Consider the following 15,957-nt stretch of genomic DNA (forward strand, 5'->3'; position numbering starts at 1 on the left):
GCATCAATCTATTCGGTCAAGGTGAATTGCTGATTCGGAAGTGTCGGACTGCACCTGTCCTGCCTGAATGTGCCTCCGCGGCCAGGGTCTTCGAGACAGAGCCCGCTGCTCCTGACACGAATTTGATAACTGCCCTCGCCCGCGGGCGTCATCTCGAAGAGATCGTTTGCGGGCAACGAGCCATTGCCGCAATCCCACTGAATCAGGTTTCCCGGACCTCCGCGCGTCTTGCCGTCTCCGGGCGATCCCACGCCGTTGGACACGTTCAGACACAGGCCTGCAGCGCCATTGACGGTCTGAATGGAATAGAAACCGCCTCCCTCGTCGACGAAATTGAATTCCTCATTGTTGTATGCTCCGCAGGAATAGGGAATAATGGCGCCGCCAGGGCTCGTGGAATTGGTGGTGATATTCATGCACAGCCTGGTGGCTTGCGAGACAACCTCATGAGTGCCTTCGATGGCGCTGGCCGGAGCATTTGCGGCCGGCGTAACACCATCGACGACATAGGTAGTGATGGAGCGAACCGGAAGCGAGTCCACGATGCGTCCCGTTGCGGAGACCGCGATCTTTTCCTCGCGCAGACTGACCGGCTCGTCTGCGGTTGTGCGGTAGGCCGTTACTGAGGATGGCAGCCCGGTAAATGCCGTGAGGTCGAGGTCGTTCCCAGCCGGCGTGTCCCAGTTGGTCGTCACAAGCACAAGGCGCTTCGCCGAGCGCGAGTACGCGGCGAGGGTATGAAAAGCTCCTCCGGCCGAGATGATCTGAAACCCTGGACGGATGAACCTTGTGTACTGGGCGAGTGCATAGTATTGCTTCTGCAAGTGCGGCTCTCCGCTTTTGGGATCGAAGGCAATCACGCCCCAGTCAGGCTGCCAGAGCACCCACGCTTCCGCACCCATGTCGCGCAGGTCCATGCGGATCGAATCCGCCATGAACAGCGCGCCCCACATATCGCTCTTGTCTCCCTGGTTGGTGAAGCAGCAGCCGAGTTCGCTCATCCAGATCGGCTTGTGCAGCTTTTCCGCGAGAGCTCTCAACTCCCTGAGTTTTGCCACGTCGCCGACCAAAGGATGGTAGTCGTGCGTGTTGAGCCGGGCTGTTCCGGACAGAGCATCGCCGCTTAACTGACCTCCGATGCTCACAGCCGAGTAGATGTTGTTCGTATCCACGCCCGCAACAAAGGTCTTCACGCCGTCGCGCTTCAGGCGGTCTGCCAGCACTGGAAGGACCGCGTTCTGGGTTGCGACGGGAACGGTGTACCCCTCCTGTCTTCCGCCGGCCTCCCAGCCGCCATCCGGTTCGTTGAATGGCTCGACGCTCTCAAAACGGATTCCTTCCGCATCTTGAAAGTGTTTCACCACAGTCGCCAGATAGTTGACGAAGCTCTCCCGCATCTCGGGCCGCAGGTTGTCTTGCTTCCCATCTTTGCTCCCGGAGTAGCAGCCGCTGACCGTCATCCAGTAGGGCGGGGAATACGAGGCAGCTTCGAAGATGTTGGCTCCCCGTTTCTTAGCTTCCTGGAGCATCCGCCGCTGCGAAGCGTCCCTGCTCCAGTCGAAGGCTGCACCCGGACTGGATTGATAGCCCTCCATCTGAGCGTCGGGACGCATGTGCGTGTGAGACGGATCGTCGCCGCCTCCGATGTTATAGCGAGCAATGTTGAATCCCAGCGTGAGGCGCGTTGCCGGATCCCCGAAGAGCAGGTCCATATACTGGCTTTGAATCTTCGGGTCTTTGATCTGTGCGGTCTGCCGGCCACCGCCGTAGAGGTCGTTCGCCTCCCAAGCCAGCGACATGCCCCATCCGCGAAAGGTCTGTGCGGACCGGGGCATGATGCGACCGGTGTTGATCAGCATCTCGGGAACAGCGGCCGCAGCCTTCGGTTCCTCCTTTGCCGGTGGCTGGCCCGTCAGCGCAAGAGCGATGTCCGGCAGTGGATCTCCCGTGACCGGATCGATCAGGCCGTTGAAGCATGTGCCCTTGATGTTACGGCTGCGATTGAAGCCGGTGCCGTCACACATGTCGGTCTTCCCTTCAGAATCGTAAGAATAGTAGAGAAGGTATCCGATGTTGACGGGTTTGGGCTGAGTCCGCAGCCGTTCGATCACATCCTTGCGAAAGGTCTCGATGGCCTGGGCGCGACTCATGGCTTGATAGGGCCCGGCGGCAAGGTTCAGGTCGCCTCCGGGCTTGCCGTGAGCGTCATATTGGTAGGACCACTTGTGGCTGGACCAGAAGACCGAGGCCGATTCACTCCATTCCGTAATCCAGATAGGCTTATCTCGGTTATGCGGAAGCAGTGCGCCCTGCGCTGCCAGATCGGATGTGGCGTTTTGCACCATGTGCTGGGTTGTGTCTGAAGGCGGGTAGGTGTGCGTGCCGTAACCGTCGACGAGACTGGTGTAGTCGAAGGTCTTGCCGGAGCTGTCAGTGAAGTTTGCCAACGCCTGAATGAGCGCCGCGGAATTGCCCGTGGGATTCGACATGCCGCAGGTGATGATCCTGGCAGTGGGGAAGTACTTCCGAATCAGCTGCGCATAGGTTTTGAGAAAGGGTGCGTAGCCCGCGGCGAATGCGTGGACCTGCGCGGGCGTCAGAAACCACTTCCAGCCGTGCGCCGCGAACTCCGAGGTCCTGGGCATATCGGCATCGTTGCAGTAGAGATCGAGCTCGTTGCCAATCTCGAATGCGTCGACGGTAAGGCCGGCATTCTTGACGGCGTCGAAATACACGCGCACGCGTTGTTCGAGCTTGGAGAGATTAATTTTGCTCAGCGGGTAGGTTCCCCACTGGCATCCGCTCTCCCTGGGATTGATATAGTCCTTCGAATCGAAATCCGAAGCGCTGTGACCAACCACGGCCAACAGCTTCATGCCCCGCGCATGCACCTGCCTGACCATGTCGACAAACAACTGCGCGCCTTGCGGCGAATCCTGGCCGAAACCATCCCGGAACCATTGCGGATGGAATTTGGCGACCCCGTCGAAAACCGCCACACGTCTCGCTTCAAAAATGCCGGTTCCATTGTAAGAACCATTGAATGGATAAATGTTCGGCTCGGCGGGCGGGGATAGCGTCCATTCCGTGCTCATGTTGGATCGGTCGATGCCGATCTCCAGTTTCGGAACTAACCTGGATGGGTTGACGGCGGCATGCGTCTGAGCGCCGCCGACGAGGTATGTGCCTCGAGCTACCGGAACACCTGCGTGACCGCCCAGGGGCAAGAGCGCCGCCATGGCACAGACGGCAGCGTGTCGAACAAGCGGAAGACGGATGAAATTCATCATGTCCAGCATCCAATCGCTTAAACCCGGCTCTCTTGCCAAAGTTGACGCGCTTGAAATCGAGCGAGACAACAAAGTGGACCGACACCGAAGAGGCCGCAATGGAAGGCTAACATTGAACGCCGCTCAGCCCAGGGCCTTTGAGGTCGAAGACCGTATCGGCGATAATGCGCGAACGGAGTTTTTTTGCGGTGTGGACGGATGGCGAGGAAAGAAACGCTAAACGCGCGCTCCAGTTGGAAAGATCGGCCACGCGATCTCGGTTCGCCACTTCGATTCCTCCGCTGTGTCATAGGGGCTGATCACGTAGTGCTCGCGTATAGGACCAACCACCGCCAACTCGTGCTGGGCAACGTACTTTGCGAGCGCGCCGTAGGCAAGATCGATGTCCGCATGTGTGCCTGAATGCAGGATAATCGCGACTTCACTTGCAGGGATAAGCATTGGTCTTACCCGTCCGATGGAGCGAAACGGGGTATCGCAGGGGATGAATATCGTTGCCTCTCCACGGCCATCTGAGAACAGCGCGTTCGAGAAAACGCCACCTGCCGGCCCGGATGCCTGAGCGCGCTGAGCCGCCAGGGTGGCATGCAGCTCTGCCAGCGCACCCTGATACCAGGACAAGGCGTCCTTCACGTCGAGCATCTTTGAGATCGCGGCCGAGGCTGTTGCCCTGATGCTGCGGTGTTGTATCTGGGGAACAGATGCCGGTTGCTGCAGCAAGTCACGAAGAGACGCCACGACTCCCTGCGTCCTGGCAAGGTGGCTCTCTAAGCGGTTCAGGTGGTCCACGATCAGCTCATTGCGGGTCTGGAGATCGGGAGCGGTCAACACCGCACGGATTTCGCCCAAGGGCATATCGAGCTCTCGAAACCGGCGAATGATATGAGCTGTCGCAATCTGATCTGCTGTGTATCGGCGATAGCCAGTCCTGGTGTCCACCTCGGCAGGCTCCAGCAACCCGTTCTCGTGATAATGGCGCAAAGTCTTGACGGTCATATGCGTCGCGCGCGCAAAATCACCGATCGCAAGGAGTAACGACATGCAGCCATTGTCAACTCTCCCGCAGGGGGAGAGTCAATCGCAAAGACGCTCTTGACCCTCCTCCAACGTCATGGCGAAGGATGAATGTAGCAGCCACGAGGCTGTGTTCAATCTGGAGGAAACATGCAACCTGAACTTAAGGGCGTGATTGCCGAGTACATCAAGGCGGTGAATGCGTTCGATCTCGATGCCATCATCAACACGTTTGCGAAAGATGCGTATGTCAACGACAACCGGAGGGAGATCGTGGGTATAGACGCCATTCGCCGGTGGCTATCCAGGGAGATCGTAGGCGACAAAGTGACCATGGATGTACGAGAGGTCATCGATCACTATGGCGACACCATTGTGCGTGCCGTCTATGACGGCGAATATGACAAGACAAACCTGCCTGAAGAACTGATACTGACGAATTACTTCAGGATCAGAGATGGCAAGATCGTTAGCCTGGCCATCATCTTCAACCAGCCGTCGCCCTATTGAAGAACGAGGACGGCACGCTTGTACGGAAGAGCGTCAGATTTCAACTGTTGCGAACGGGCCAGGTCGCTCATTGAGGCGCGGTAGCCAGAGATAGCCATCTCGATTTGATACTTGGCGATTTGACGTCAATCCAGGATCAATGAGCAGGTGAAGCCCATTTTCCCACATGCTTATAACAGGTCCATCCTGAGGTCTGTCTGGTCTGCAAGAATCTGACTAAAACAATCGATTCCATTTGGGGTCTTAACAATCGAGGGTTCAATTCTCTTCGAGTCTGCCGTAGTTTTGAAACGCGCAACATGCACAGTCCTGCTGCCTATCACTGATAGACACTGAGAGGTCGCGATGCCCAGTGCCACACGGAAGTTGAGGTTATTCTGGCTGTTTATTTCCCTTGCAGCGGGAGGGATCGAGCTTGCAGTCTGCTCCCCGGCAGCGCAAGCTCAGAACTCCCATGCCGGACCCGTGACCGGTGTCATTGATGGCGTGGCCTTCGAGGGCGACCAGTACTACGTGCACGGCTGGGCCTGTCAGGAGGGCATTCGCGGCCCCATTAGCATCAATCTCTACGCAGGCGGTCCGGCGGGCGGCAAGCCGCCTGGCGTGTACGTCATGGCAGACACGGCCAATCTAGACAACGAGCCTGCCGTTGACCGCGAGTGCCATGACGCCAGTGGCGGCAAGCACCGATTCAGGACTGCGCTGCCCAACCAACTGCTGAGAAGCTTCCAGAACAAGAAGCTCTTCATCCACGGCATCGCGCTTGCGGGCAACGTCGACAATTCCCTGCTGGCAGGATCGGGGAGGTTTGCATATCCCAGCCCCAAATGGCCGCCCGATCCTCCCACGCCCAGCTTTCTCGATGGTCCTGCTGTGGCGGCCTTCGACACCAGAAAAGATTCCTGCGAGCAAATCGACATTCCGGACGCCGCGGCCCGCGCCTTCCGCGACTACAAAGGAACGATCCACCTGATCGCGTCGCACTATGTCACGCGCGCCGGGCTCGGGCCAACACTCGAAACCGTGAAGCACAATTGTCAGGTTGTCTATCAGACTCCGCATGACGGAAACATTGCAGACTTCAATGACTACACCTGGCTCAATTCGTTCTACAGCGTGGATGGCAAGCGGATCGTGGCGCTGGGACACATGGAATATCACGGCTGGGAGCATGGCCAGTGTGCAGGCAAAACGGACACCATTAACTGCTGGTACAACGTGCAGACATATAACCTGTCGGAAGATGGCGGCTATCATTTCGCTCGTCCGAAGCCGCCTGCGAACTATTTCCTGAGCCTTCCATATAAGTATCAGGTAAATCAGGGGCCGGAAGGTGTCAGTGTCGATGCCAATATCGTGAAGGTTGGCGACTGGTATTACACCGCTATGAGCGGATGGCCGTGGCCGCCCAATTGTGGCAACGGCAAGGGGTTGCGGCCTTGTCTGAATCCCGGAGGTACCTGCCCGATTCGCACGGCGAATATCCTCGATGCATCGTCCTGGCGCGGCTGGGACGGAAAGGGATTCAATGTTGTGTTCACCGATCCCTACCGCGGACCGATAACGAACCCAGCGTCGCATCTCTGTCCCCAGGCACCGAATATCGAGTTTCTGACCGGGTTCAACTACTACGCGGCAGCGCATTTGTTCATTGGGACGCAATTTACTCCGGTGGAGACCGCGTATGGTCCGCCGGGGGTGTACTTCACGACATCGCCCGACTTTGTGCATTGGAGCAAACCTGCCCTGGCACTAACCATGAACCAGATGCTTCGTCGTGAGCCTGAAGGCAATTGGTCGTATGCGTACTTTTCACTCATCGATCCGAAATCGACTGATGCGAACTTTATGACGATTACGGACACACCCTATCTCTATTACGTACGTTCGGACGTGAACCATGGTCCGTACCAGCGTGTCTTGTTTCGGCAAAAGATCAAGTTGAACTGGTTAGCGGCATTGCATCCGAAATCCGCCGGCAAGCCTGGCCTGAGCCCAAAGTGAGGGAGCTTGAACATGGATGTAACAAAATACGTCGCAGGTTCCGTCCTTCTCGGCGGCATATTCATTGCCGGGCTGGCGACGGCGCAGGTTGCTGCCATGCAGATCAATGCGTACTGGTCCTGCCGCACACAGCAAGTCAACCCTTTCCAGCCCGGTTACATGGGGATCTCCGGATCAGCCGTACGGTAAAAGACGGTCGTACGGCTGCCGATCGCGCCGCCATAGCGAGCTATCGATATGGACACAAGCCGCCCATCTTCTCAACGAATTTACCGATCCCGCCGAGCTCCAGGCGGATTGGAGATTGATGTCGGATGACAGTGGAATGTGCAGAAGGCCCGGCAACGTGGAGGCGACGAGTGGCGGTCTAGGATTGAAGACCCTTGCTGCCCAGGCTGACTGTCGCAATAAGAGCCTCAAATGGTCCACCGGCTCAATTCAGAGCAAGGCAAATTACGGTTACGGCCTCTATGAGGCCACGATGAAGATTGCCGACATCAAGGGAATGAACAACGCGTTCTGGATGAACACCGCGACCCGGCCCCGATTGAAGACTATTTCGAGATTGACGTCTCCGAAGTCCGGTATTCCAGCTATGATCACATCGGCCTGCAGGAGTATCCGTCCAACGCGCATTCCAGCGTGAAGCATACCGGTATGGGGTGGGGCGCCACGTTCATCGACAATCTTTCGGCGGGTTTCCACGATTACGGCATGCTTTGGACTCCCACTGAGCTGATCTTCGAAATCGACGGAGAGCCCGTGGCAGCCGCCGTCACCAACAACACCGTCATCGCCCCTGCCAATGTCATGTTCTCCAGCGCGCTCATCTATCCCGGCGTACTGGAGCATTCCGAGGGCCACGACATGGTCGTAGAGTCGCTGCGCGCTTTGCTCTCTAATAAAGTTTGGATTCGACGTATCGGCTGATCCAGATCGTCGGTTCGATCAAGATGTTACATTCACAGCGAGGAACGTGATGAAGAGCCGTATTCTCCGCAGTCTGTGTCAGTTGAGTGCGATAGCACTGTTGTGCTTTGCCGCTGCAGGCGGAGCAGGTCAGGCCGCGCAACCTCCGAAAGCGGCCGGGAAGCTCCCAAAGGTCTGGTTCAGTATGGGCGGGGGGGGGCCAGATTCCATCACCCGGTCACCACCGTTGGGAAGTGCTGTATCTTCAGCCGAACGTATCCCGGAAGATCCTGGCACTGCCGCACAATCCGCGCCAGCCGTCGATCTTCCACGCCCACCGTGTGCAGCTTGCCGCTCTTGCCACGAAAACGGAATACGACCATCGACCCGTTTATCTGCACGTGCTTCGCGCGCATGGTGGTGAGCCCGTATGACTTGTTGTCTCGCGCGTACTCCTCATTGCCCACCCGGATCAGTGTCCGCTCCATGAGTCGCAGGATCGTCGCCAGGACCTTGTTTCGCGGCAGTCCGGGCAGGGCCAGGTCTTCCTCCAGCCGTGTGCGAATCCTCCGCAGAGCTGTCCCGAAGAGCAGCATCCGCTCATATTTGGTCTCATCGCGAACCGCCCGCCATCGCGGATGGTAACGGCTCTGCTTGCGGCCCCGCGCATCGCGCCCGGTTACCTGCAGATGCCGCGCGGATTCGCGCAAATCCAGACGTCCGTCCATGCCGGTGGAATGACGAGCGAGCGAATTCGCCGCAAAATATCTTCGTTTCGAACCGGCTTGCCTTCGGCATCGATATATCGGAAGCCCTTTCCGGACTTCTTCCGCCGCATTCCTGGCTGAGCATCGGAGACATACCGCAACCCTGCTTCCTTCGCCGAAAGCGCCGGATCAGTCACGATGTCCGGCACTCTTTTCTTCCTGAGAACTCGTGACATGTGCCGGTTGGATGCGGATTGGCTCCATTCGGTGCAGGCGTTATGTTGTTTCACGACGGAGGACAGAGGATGTCTAAAACGCACAACGGAAGCTCATGTTTGAAGCAGAGCTGTCCGGAGTATTGGAAGTGCGGGCTGCCACGCGGTAGCGGTTGCAGCAGGACTTGTGGCAGAGAAAAGATCCGCCTTTTACAACGCGCATCTCACCAGCCGGCGGACCGGTCGGGCTTTGGCGAGGGCCGTCTTTGTGGAAGTCCGCACTGAATCAGTCGGAGCACCATTCCCACGTATTGCCGGTGATGGAGCAGAGGTCATAGGCGTTGGGTGGGAAAGCATCGACAGGGCAGGTCCCGGCGTAGCCATCGTCTGCCGATTTCAATCCTCTTCCGCGAGAGGTGCGACGCTTTCGCTGCATACTTAAAAATCAGGAAATTAGATCGTTATGCGATAATTCTGGTCCAGACCTAAAAGTGCAATCGGCGCTGCTGTTTCTAAATCAGTTTCAAACAGTATTCGAGCCTTCCAGGAGGCGGACAGCGGTGAGATTGCGCGCCTGCAGCTAATTGTTGTTCGACTTTTGGAGCTCCTGATGCTGATCCGCCGCTGCCTTAGCCTGCCTGCGTTGTCTCTGAGCGCAGTTCTTTCTTTCCGCGCAAACCGGAACAGCAACTCGCGTTCCGACCGGGCGTATCGATGGCCGGCGGCCGCAGCCCTGTTGCTGGTTCTGGCCTGCTGTTTGCAGCCTGCGATGGCGCAGACCCCCGCCCCACGCGTGACCTTCCTGCCGGGGACGCAGAGCACGGCAGCGACCGGCTTTTTCGATCCGGAAGGGGTAGCGGTCGACAGCAGCGGGAACCTGTACATCACCGATTCCGATGGTTACGCCCCTCCCAGCTACCTCTATAAGGAGACACTCTCGGGCGGTACCTACACCCGGACCGTCATAGCATCCGGATTCACGGATGCGTGGGGGGTAGCGGTCGACAGCAGCGGGAATGTTTATGTCACCGACTATGGAGACGACGGCGGCAGCGTCAGCGCGGTGTATAAGGAGACGCTCTCGGGCGGCAGCTACACGCAAACGACAATCGCCAGCGGTTTCAAGGATGCCGATGGCGTAGCGATAGACAGCAGCGGAAACCTTTATATCGCCGATTTCGGGTGCCCTTCCTGCACGCCGGCCACGACCGGCGGTCTCTATAAGGAGACGCTCTCAGGCGGCAGCTACACGCAGAGCACAATTGCGAGCGGGCTGGACGTATCCGGCGTAGCCCTGGACAGCAGCGGAAATCTCTACATCACAGTCTGGACGGGCTTTGAATCGTCGGGGGCCCTGTATAAGGAGACGCTCTCAGGCGGCAGCTATACGCAGAGCACTATTGCAACCAACTTCATCACGCCTGAATCCGTGGTGGTGGAACCCAGCGGAAATCTCTACGTTACCGATGACAACATGATCTCCGGCAGCGGTGCAGCCGTCTACAAGGAAACGCTGTCCGGTGGCAGTTATACCCAATCCACGCTTATTTCCAACCTCTATTCTCCCGAGGCTCTGGTGCTCGATGAGAGCGGCAATCTCTATGTTGCAGCGATCACCAGCGCAAACAGCGGAGTTCCAACCGCCGGCGCTGTATATAAGGAAGACTACGCCGACCCGCCCAGCCTGAGCTTCGCCAGCACCAATGTGGGTTCGACCAGCAGCACGCAAACGGTGACGGTGAACAACATCGGCAATGCAGCGCTGGAGTTCGAGATTCCCGGCTCGGGAAATAATCCCAACATCTCGACCGGCTTTACGCTGGCCAGCGGAAGCGGCAACGAGTGCCCGCTGGTGACTTCAGCCTCCTCGACAGCAGGTGTCCTGAATTCCGGCGCCTCCTGCACGCTGCCGGTGGCTTTTGCGCCAGAGGCGACAGGCAGCTACTCCAGCTCAACTCTGGTGCTCACCGACAACAGCGGCAATCAGACCTCACCGTACGCCACGCAAACCATCAACCTGAGCGGCACGGGAACGGGCACGGATAAGGCCTCTTCCTTTACTGTCACGGGCTCGAGCCCGGTCATTGCCGGAACTGCGAGCTCGATCACCGTGAGGGCTTACGACTCCGTAGGGAACCTCGATGCGGCGTACCGGGGCACGGTTCACTTCACCAGCTCGGACACGGGCAGCGGTGTCACCGTGCCGGCAGATTACACCTTCACATCCGGAGACAACGGCCAGCACACCTTTACGAATGGCGTGACCCTGGTGACGACGGGCAGCCAGACGGTTACAGCCACGGATACGTCCACCGCGACGGTGACGGGTTCGGCCGTCATCACCGTCGACGCGGGCACGGTCACCCGCCTTGGGGTGTCGGCTCCGTCGTCGGCCACTGTCGGCACGCCTTTCAGCATTACCGTATTCGCATACGACGCCTACGGGAATTTCGCGAGCGGCTATTCCGGCACGGTTCATTTCACAAGCACCGACGGCGCCGCCAGTTTGCCTGCCAACAGCACCCTGACCAACGGCGAAGGCACCTTCACGGTCACATTCAATACGGCCGGCAGCCAGACGATTATGGCCACCGATACGAGCAACGCTTCGATCAGGGGCACGTCGGGTGCGATTACCCTGGGTCAGGCGCCAGCCATTACCAGCGCCGCCGGCAATACGTTTACTGTGGGCACGGCAGGCTCCTTCACGGTGACTGCGAGCGGCTCTCCCGCGCCCACCTTCAGCGAGAGCGGGGCATTGCCCAGTGGTATCACGCTCACATCGAGCGGCGTGTTGTCCGGCACACCGGCGGCGGGTACAGGCGGCATCTATGGGATCATCATCACGGCCAGCAACGGCATAGGCTCGAATGCTGTGCAGAGCTTCACGCTGACGGTGGATCAGTCGCCGACGATCACCAGCGCCGGTACCACGACCTTCACGGCCGGTACGCCTGGGGCGTTTGTGGTGACCGCGACCGGCAATCCCAGGGCCAGTCTGATCGAGAGCGGCGCGCTGCCGAGCGGCGTCACGTTCATCGACAACGGCAATGGGACGGCGACGCTGTCGGGAATGCCGGCGGCTGGCACCGGCGGCAATTATCCGATTACTATTACCGCCAATAACGGCATCAGTCCCAACGGGACGCAGAGCTTCATGCTGAGCGTGGATCAGGCCTCGGCCATCACGAGCGCGAACAACACGACCTTCGCTGTGGGCACGCCCGGATCGTTCACGGTGACCACTTCTGCCAATCCCAGAGCCAGTCTGAGCGAGAGCGGTGCGTTGCCGAGCGGCGTCACGTTCATCGACAACGGCAATGGCACGGCGACGCTGTCGGGGATGCCGGCGGCCGGGGCGGGCGGCATCTATGCAATCACCATCACGGCCAGCAACGGCATCGGCCCGAATGCTGCGCAGAGCTTCACGCTGACGGTGGGCCAGGCGCCGGCCATCACGAGTCCCGTCAGCACGACCTTCACGACGGGTGTACCGGGGGCGTTCACTATCGCCGCCACCGGCTATCCCACTGCGGTTCTGAGTGAGAGCGGAGCGTTGCCGGGCGGAGTGACCTTCACCAGCAACGCCAATGGGACCGCGACCCTGGCGGGAACACCGGCGGCAGGATCGGCAAACACGTACCCGCTGACCGTCATGGCCAGCAATGGCGTAAATCCGACCGCCACCCAGAGCTTCACGCTGACTGTCCTTCCCCCGCCAGGATTTGTGGTGACCACTGCGACGGATGACGCAACCGGAACAGCTTCGAACTGTACGCCGGGTGGCTCAGATTGCTCTCTGCGCGACGCGCTGGCGGCCTCGGCCACGGTGGGCGGGCAGATCACCTTCTCCCCAACGGTCTTCGCCGCCGGCAACACTGCCGCCGCGAATACCATCACGCTGACGAACGGCACACTGAACATTCCATCGAACACGACCATCACCGGTGCGACCTCGGGCAGCGGCGCGACGCTCGCGAACCTGGTCACCATCTCGGGCGGCGGCTCGTCCAGCAACTTCTCGATCTTCGCAGTCAACTCGGGCGTGACCGGAGCGGGCATCAGCAACCTGACGATCGCGAATGGCCATGTCGACTCGCAGGGGGGCGCCATCAGTAACCTTGGCTCCCTTGCGGTAAGCGACTGCACCTTCTCCGGCAACTATGCGGCTGGCGGCGCCGGCTCGGGGAATGGCGGGGGCGCTGTCTATACGCTGGGCACGCTGACCGTTGCCGGCAGCACCTTCTCCGGCAACTCGTCGGCACCGGGCGGAGCCATCAGTGTGGGAGCTGGAGCAGTCACCATCGATTCCAGCACCTTTACCGGGAATACTGTCCTGGGAGGGTATGCGGGCGGGGCCATGTTCCTCAATGCGGGGACGATCGTCACGATCACGAACAGCACTCTGAGTGGAAATTCGGCGGGAGCTGGCGAGGCGGGCGGAATCTTTAACTATGGAACGCTCGTGGCCGTAAATTCCATCTTCTCCGGCAACACCGGTGGTGATTGCAGCGCAGGCGGTTCCAGTGCCTGCCCCACGAATGGAAGCAATGGCAATATCGTGGGAGGGGCGGTCGATCTGGCTCCGCCGGGCAACTACGGCGGTCCGACTGAGACCATGATTCCGTTGCCCGGGTCGCCGGCCATCTGCGGCGGCGCGGTAACCGCCGATACCACGGATCAGCGCGGCTACAGCCGCTCTACCGGTTCATGCTACGACGTGGGCGCGGTGCAGACGCAATACTCGATCGCTTTTGTACAGCAGCCTTCAGCAGTAGTGCAGAGTGCGGTGATGACGCCTGCGGTCACGGTCACTGTGCTGGATCACGGCAACGGCATTCCGGGAGCCGCGGTGAATCTGACGCTCAGCGGGCCGGGCAGTCTGGGCGGAACTCTGTCGCAGGCAACGGACCCGGCGGGAACGGCGACGTTTGCGAACCTGAACGTAAGCGCGCCCGGAACAGACGACACGCTGACCGCCTCGTCGGGCGGCACGCTGACGGTGAAGAGCGATACGTTCAACGTGAACTCCGCGGTGACGCAACTGGCCTTCAGCACGGTGCCGGTGGCGACGCTGACGGCGGGGGGCAACGCGGGGACATCCGTGACCGTACAGGAAGAGGGCGCGAGCGGCGCGACGGTGACCACGGCTTCCGGCACGATCACGCTGACGGTGACCGGTCCCGGCAGTTACTCGAAGAGCTACACGGAAACGGCGGTAAACGGCACAGCGATCTTCAACCTGTCCGGCGCAGCGCTGACGGCGGCGGGCAGCTACAGCTACACGGCGTCGATCGCCGGCAGTCCGTCGGTCGCGGCGGCCACGGCGAGCGAGACGGTCTCGGCGTCCTCGGTGGCCAGCGTCGGCGTGGTGTCGGGCTCAAACCAGAACGCGGTGATCGGTGCAGCGTTCGCGCTGCCGCTCAAAGTGAAAGTGGAAGACCAGTACGGGAATCCGGTGTCCGGCGCGGCGGTCGCATTTGCGGCGCCGTCCAGCGGCGCCAGCGCGTTATTGAGCGCGGCGGCGGCGACGGTCACGGACGGCACGACGAGCGTGACTGCGACGGCCAACGGCAAGGCCAGCACGACGGCCTACACGGTGACGGCGAGCGAGAGCGGAGCCACGTCGGCGAGCTTCACATTGACGAACACGCAGGATGCGACCGCGTTGACGGTAACTCCGTCACCTTCGGCGCCGGTGTACGGCCAGCCTGTGACGATTACTTCATCGATCTCGCCGGGCACGGTGGCTGGCTCGACGCCAACCGGCATGGTCCAGTTCTACGACGGCGCGACGGCATTGATGCCGACGAGCAACGTGGCCACGGCTTCGGCAAGCTACACGGTGAGCGTGGCCACGGTGGGCAGCCACCCGTACAAAGCGCAGTACCTTGGCGACAATAACTTCCTCGCGAGCGCGTTGACGAGCGCCACAGCAGCACTGGTGGTGAGCAAGGCATCATCAACGCTGCAGGGTCCGGCAACGGGACCGGGTTTTGTATATGGCGCTGGGGGAACGATCTCGGTCACGGTGAGCGGGCAGTACACGGGCGCGGGAGTCGCGCAGCCGTCCGGGAGCGTGAGTTACGCGATCGACGGAGGAACGGCGCAGACAGCGTCGATCAGCGGAGGTAAGGCCGTGCTGACGATTCCGGCAGCGGAAGCGGTGAGCGGCCACACGGTCATGGTGAACTACAGCGGCGATGGAAACTACAATGCCGCGGCACAGATTCAGATTGGCTTCACGGTGACCGGAGCTGCGCTCACGATCTCGGCTAACAACGCAACCAGGGTATATGGAGTGGCAAATCCCCCGTTCACAGGGGCGGTGACGGGTGAGCAGAACGGGGATACGTTCGTGGAGAGCTTTACGACGGCGGCGGCGCTGTCGTCGCCGGTGGGCGACTATGCGATCGTGCCGTCGGTGACCGGCGCGAACCTCAGCGACTACACACAGTCGATCGTGGATGGCACGCTGACGGTGACGCAGGCGGGGACGGTGACGAACCTGGGCGTGAGCAGCGCAACGATCACGCCGGGTCAGAGCGAAACGCTGACAGCGACAGTAAGCTCAAAGACCACGGGCACCCCCGGCGGGACGGTGAGCTTCTACGATGGAACTGCTCTTCTGAGTACGGTCAGCCTGAGCGGCGGCGCAGCGAGTTATTCGACGGCAACACTGGCACCGGGAGTGATCCATACCATCACGGCGGCTTACTCGGGAGACAGCAACTTCACGGCCAGCAGCTCGACCGCGAGCGCCACGGTGACGGTGGCTTCGCTGGACTTTACGATGACGGTCGCGGGTCCATCGAGCAAGACGGTGGTTCCGGGCAGCGAGATTACGTATCAGGTGACGGTAACTCCGGATTACGGCAGCTATGCGGGAACAGTGAACTTCCAGATCAGTGGCCTGCCCCCTGGGGCGACCGCGACGTTTTCGCCATCGTCGATTCCGGCCAGCGGCGGTCCTCAGACGGTGACGGTTACCATCCAGACGGCTCGGACGACGGCACTGGATCGTCCTCCGGTGCGGCCGGGCTCGCGGCCAATGCAAGGCGGCGGCGTGGCGCTGGCGGCTCTGGGGCTACTGGGCCTTGGCGGGCTGCGCAGACGAAGACGGGCGCTGAAGCGATTCCTCTGCGTGGCGGTGCTCGTGGCCGGTGCGGCGGCAACTACGCTTTCGCTGAGCGGCTGCGGATCGACGGGCTTCTTCGCACAGGCAGAACAGAATTACTCCATTACCGTTACGGCCACGGCGGGAAGCCTGCAGCACTCCGCCACCGTGATGCTCAACGTGCAATAAGC

At 60.2% G+C, this 15,957-nt stretch carries 10 protein-coding genes and 1 pseudogene; 6 read left to right on the forward strand and 5 right to left on the reverse strand.

Annotation, left to right across the window (positions count from 1 at the left end; translation table 11 throughout):
* Positions 1-8: 8 nt before the first annotated feature.
* Together D0Y96_RS10650 and D0Y96_RS10655 are read right to left on the reverse strand one after the other, a co-directional pair.
* Entirely contained in the window at positions 9-3,290 is a 3,282-nt protein-coding gene (locus tag D0Y96_RS10650; protein ID WP_158562338.1) for a glycoside hydrolase, read from the reverse strand.
* A 216-nt stretch (positions 3,291-3,506) separates the two neighbouring features.
* A complete protein-coding gene (locus D0Y96_RS10655; RefSeq protein ID WP_117299490.1) occupies positions 3,507-4,331 on the reverse strand; it encodes a MerR family transcriptional regulator in 825 nt (274 codons plus the stop codon).
* Positions 4,332-4,454: 123 nt separating this feature from the next.
* On the opposite strand from D0Y96_RS10655, the gene D0Y96_RS10660 reads away from it, so the two are divergent.
* The 5 genes from D0Y96_RS10660 to D0Y96_RS10680 all read left to right on the forward strand — a co-directional run bounded on the left by D0Y96_RS10660 (position 4,455) and on the right by D0Y96_RS10680 (position 7,748).
* The gene (locus D0Y96_RS10660) at positions 4,455-4,814 is read left to right on the forward strand and encodes a nuclear transport factor 2 family protein (RefSeq protein ID WP_117299492.1); all 360 of its coding nucleotides are present in this window, start codon (positions 4,455-4,457) and stop codon (positions 4,812-4,814) included.
* Between the two features lie 345 nt (positions 4,815-5,159).
* Positions 5,160-6,818, forward strand: coding sequence for a hypothetical protein (locus D0Y96_RS10665; RefSeq protein WP_158562339.1), 1,659 nt, complete (start codon positions 5,160-5,162; stop codon positions 6,816-6,818).
* Between the two features lie 12 nt (positions 6,819-6,830).
* The gene (locus D0Y96_RS10670) at positions 6,831-7,007 is read left to right on the forward strand and encodes a hypothetical protein (RefSeq protein ID WP_158562340.1); all 177 of its coding nucleotides are present in this window, start codon (positions 6,831-6,833) and stop codon (positions 7,005-7,007) included.
* A gap of 136 nt (positions 7,008-7,143) precedes the next feature.
* On the forward strand, positions 7,144-7,464 hold the full coding sequence (locus tag D0Y96_RS20725) for a family 16 glycosylhydrolase (protein WP_350449039.1): 321 nt from the start codon (positions 7,144-7,146) through the stop codon (positions 7,462-7,464).
* Positions 7,383-7,748 carry a family 16 glycosylhydrolase gene (locus tag D0Y96_RS10680; protein ID WP_350449040.1) on the forward strand — a complete coding sequence of 122 codons (366 nt, stop codon included), beginning with the start codon at positions 7,383-7,385 and terminating at the stop codon, positions 7,746-7,748. The genes D0Y96_RS20725 and D0Y96_RS10680 overlap by 82 nt, the downstream gene beginning before the upstream one ends.
* A 209-nt stretch (positions 7,749-7,957) precedes the next feature.
* On the opposite strand, the gene D0Y96_RS10685 is transcribed toward D0Y96_RS10680, so the two are convergent.
* From D0Y96_RS10685 to D0Y96_RS10690, 3 genes and pseudogenes are all read right to left on the reverse strand, one after another.
* On the reverse strand, positions 7,958-8,455 hold the full coding sequence (locus D0Y96_RS10685) for a hypothetical protein (protein ID WP_252263647.1): 498 nt from the start codon (positions 8,453-8,455) through the stop codon (positions 7,958-7,960).
* Positions 8,407-8,670, reverse strand: coding sequence for a hypothetical protein (locus D0Y96_RS20730; RefSeq protein WP_350449032.1), 264 nt, complete (start codon positions 8,668-8,670; stop codon positions 8,407-8,409). Before D0Y96_RS20730 ends, D0Y96_RS10685 begins: the two co-directional genes overlap by 49 nt.
* Before the next feature lie 73 nt (positions 8,671-8,743).
* Positions 8,744-9,085, reverse strand: a pseudogene (locus D0Y96_RS10690) (SUMF1/EgtB/PvdO family nonheme iron enzyme).
* 333 nt (positions 9,086-9,418) lie between these two features.
* Between D0Y96_RS10690 and D0Y96_RS10695 the strand changes: the two are divergent.
* On the forward strand, positions 9,419-15,955 hold the full coding sequence (locus tag D0Y96_RS10695) for an Ig-like domain repeat protein (RefSeq protein ID WP_158562342.1): 6,537 nt from the start codon (positions 9,419-9,421) through the stop codon (positions 15,953-15,955).
* Positions 15,956-15,957: the final 2 nt, after the last annotated feature.

It is taken from the genome of Paracidobacterium acidisoli, assembly GCF_003428625.2.
GTDB lineage: Bacteria > Acidobacteriota > Terriglobia > Terriglobales > Acidobacteriaceae > Paracidobacterium > Paracidobacterium acidisoli.

Excerpts from the sequence above, each read along its gene's own strand:
- D0Y96_RS10685 (WP_252263647.1), bottom strand. The coding sequence starts at position 8,455 with ATGGACGGACGTCTGGATTTGCGCGAATCCGCGCGGCATCTGCAGGTA.
- D0Y96_RS10660 (WP_117299492.1), top strand. The coding sequence starts at position 4,455 with ATGCAACCTGAACTTAAGGGCGTGATTGCCGAGTACATCAAGGCGGTG.
- D0Y96_RS10670 (WP_158562340.1), top strand. The coding sequence starts at position 6,831 with ATGGATGTAACAAAATACGTCGCAGGTTCCGTCCTTCTCGGCGGCATA.
- D0Y96_RS10650 (WP_158562338.1), bottom strand. The coding sequence starts at position 3,290 with ATGATGAATTTCATCCGTCTTCCGCTTGTTCGACACGCTGCCGTCTGT.
- D0Y96_RS20730 (WP_350449032.1), bottom strand. The coding sequence starts at position 8,670 with ATGTCACGAGTTCTCAGGAAGAAAAGAGTGCCGGACATCGTGACTGAT.
- D0Y96_RS10665 (WP_158562339.1), top strand. The coding sequence starts at position 5,160 with ATGCCCAGTGCCACACGGAAGTTGAGGTTATTCTGGCTGTTTATTTCC.
- D0Y96_RS10695 (WP_158562342.1), top strand. The coding sequence starts at position 9,419 with ATGGCGCAGACCCCCGCCCCACGCGTGACCTTCCTGCCGGGGACGCAG.
- D0Y96_RS20725 (WP_350449039.1), top strand. The coding sequence starts at position 7,144 with ATGTGCAGAAGGCCCGGCAACGTGGAGGCGACGAGTGGCGGTCTAGGA.
- D0Y96_RS10655 (WP_117299490.1), bottom strand. The coding sequence starts at position 4,331 with ATGTCGTTACTCCTTGCGATCGGTGATTTTGCGCGCGCGACGCATATG.